This window comes from Stenotrophomonas sp. 05L44_2 (assembly GCF_056665995.1).
Window position 1 is genome coordinate 1 of the sequence record NZ_JBFTNR010000576.1, and the last position, 2,729, is coordinate 2,729.

The following is a 2,729-nucleotide window of genomic DNA, read 5'->3' on the forward strand; positions in this document are numbered from 1 at the left end:
GCCCTCTTGGGTTCACCCCTACCCCCTCGCTGGTCCGCTACCTTCTACAGCGGTGCCACGCCCCCGTTTTGCCTGAAGCCAGGAGAAGACCATGTTGGACGCCAACCTGCAGTCGCAGCTGAAGACCTATCTGGAGCGCGTGACCCGCCCGATCCAGATCACCGCGCATGCCGACGACGGTGCCAAGTCGCAGGAGATGCTGGAACTGCTGCAGACCCTGGAAAGCCTGTCGGACAAGATCTCGCTGCAGGTGCTGCGCGACGGCCAAGGCCGCGTGCCGTCCTTCGACCTGGGGACGCCGGGCCAGGACATCCACCTGACCTTCGCCGGCCTGCCGATGGGCCACGAGTTCACTTCGCTGGTGCTGGCCCTGCTGCAGGTCGGCGGGCATCCGTCCAAGGCCACTGCCGAGCTGATCGAGCAGGTGCAGAACCTGGAAGGCGACTACCGGTTTGAAACCTATTWYTCGCTGTCCTGCCAKAACTGCCCGGACGTGGTGCAGGCACTGAACCTGGCCGCGGTGCTCAACCCGCGCATCCAGCACGTGGCCATCGACGGCGCGCTGTTCCAGGAGGAAGTCGAGCAGCGCGAGATCATGTCGGTGCCGACCGTCTACCTCAACGGCGCGGTGTTCGACCAGGGCCGCATGACCCTGGAGCAGATCGTGGCCAAGCTGGACACCAACGCCAGCAAGCGCGATGCCGAGAAGATCGCCGCCAAGGACGCCTTCGACGTGCTGGTGGTCGGTGGTGGCCCGGCCGGCGCCGCTGCGGCGATCTATGCCGCGCGCAAGGGCATCCGTACCGGCATCGCCGCCGAGCGYTTCGGYGGCCAGGTGCTGGACACCATGGCGATCGAGAACTTCATTTCGGTGAAGGAGACCGAAGGCCCGAAGCTGGCCACGGCGCTGGAACAGCACGTGCGCGAGTACGAGGTCGACATCATGGATCTGCAGCGCGCCAGTGCGCTGGTGCCCGCCGGCGAAGACGGCCTGGTGCAGGTGCAGCTGGAAAACGGCGCGGTGTTGAAGTCGCGCTCGGTGATCCTGTCCACCGGCGCGCGCTGGCGGCAGATGAACGTGCCCGGCGAAGACCAGTACCGCAACAAGGGCGTGGCGTACTGCCCGCACTGCGACGGCCCGCTGTTCAAGGGCAAGCGCGTGGCGGTGATCGGCGGCGGCAATTCCGGCGTTGAAGCGGCCATCGATCTGGCCGGCATCGTGTCGCATGTGACCCTGCTGGAGTTCGATTCCAGCCTGCGTGCCGACGAAGTGCTGCAGAAGAAGCTGCGCAGCCTGGCCAATGTCACCGTGCTGACCAGCGCGCAGACCACCGAAGTGCTGGGCGACGGCAGCCGCGTCACCGGCCTGGTCTACAAGGACCGTGTCGGCGGCGACTCCCATCGCGTCGAACTGGAAGGCATCTTCGTGCAGATCGGCCTGCTGCCGAACACCGAATGGCTGAAGGACACCGTGGCCCTTTCGCCGCGTGGCGAGATCGTCATCGATGACCGCGGGCAGACCAATCTGCCGGGTGTGTTCGCCGCGGGCGATTGCACGACGGTACCCTACAAGCAGATCATCATCGCGATGGGCGCCGGTTCGACCGCCGCACTGAGCGCTTTCGATCACCTGATCCGCTCCTCGGTTCCCAAGAGCAGCGGTGCGGTGGCCGAAGCGGCCTGATCCAACGTTCCCAGGCCATCGGGAGCACCATCAACCGGCTGGGCACGCCCTGCCGGTGCAGTACCCCGAGAGGTCTGAGGATGAACCTGCGTGACCTGAAATACCTGGTGGCCCTGGCCGATCACAAGCACTTCGGCCGGGCCGCCGCCTCCTGCTTCGTCAGCCAGCCCACGCTGTCGACCCAGATCCGCAAGCTGGAAGAGGAACTGGGCCTGCCGCTGGTGGAACGCGCACCGCGCAAGGTGATGTTGACCCCCGCCGGCCACGAAGCGGCCGCGCGGGCACGGGTGATCGTGGCCGAAGTGGAGCAGCTGAAAGAAGCGGCGCGACGCAGCCGCGATCCCGAAGCGGGCACGGTGCGCCTGGGGATCTTCCCCACCCTCGGCCCATACCTGCTACCGCACGTGATTCCGCGCATCCGCACGCGCTTCCCCGAGCTGGAACTGCTGCTGGTGGAGGAAAAGAGCGATGTGCTGCTGGAGCGCCTGCGCGAAGGCAGGCTCGACGCCGCGCTGTTGGCACTGCCGGTGATCGACGACCAGCTGCACGCCGAATTCCTGTTCGAGGAACCGTTCCTGCTGGCCGTGTCCGGCCGCCACCCGCTGGCCACGCGCGAGCATCTGGACGTACAGGAACTGGCCACGCAGAAGCTGCTGCTGCTGGAAGACGGCCACTGCCTGCGTGACCAGGCGCTGGAAGTCTGTCGACTGTTCGGCGCCAACGAAAAATCCGAATTCCGCGCCACCAGCCTGGAAACGCTGCGACAGATGGTCGCCGCCGACGTGGGCATCACCCTGCTGCCCAGCCTGTCGGTACAGCCGCCGGTGCCACGCTCGAACAACATCCGCCTGCTCGACTTCGTCGGCGAGGGCCGTCCCAGCCGTCGCATCGCCATGATCTGGCGGCGCAGCTCGGCAATGAACGAGTTCCTGATGGAGCTGGCCGAGCAGTTCAAGCGCCTGCCCGATGCGCTGTTCACGCTGGAGGCGCTGGCCCCGCCAAGCGGCGATGCTGCCACCCCGCCCACGCCGGTGCTGAACGGCTG

The 2,729-nt window shown here is 66.7% G+C and carries 2 protein-coding genes; both read left to right on the forward strand.

The window, feature by feature from the left end; all coding sequences use genetic code 11:
• Positions 1-91: 91 nt before the first annotated feature.
• Complete coding sequence (gene ahpF, locus AC1VAN_RS17640) at positions 92-1,684, forward strand: alkyl hydroperoxide reductase subunit F (protein WP_480986325.1); 1,593 nt, start codon at positions 92-94, stop codon at positions 1,682-1,684.
• Positions 1,685-1,764: 80 nt separating this feature from the next.
• On the forward strand, positions 1,765-2,729 hold a 965-nt coding region (locus tag AC1VAN_RS17645), incomplete at its 3' end, for a LysR substrate-binding domain-containing protein (RefSeq protein ID WP_025877947.1).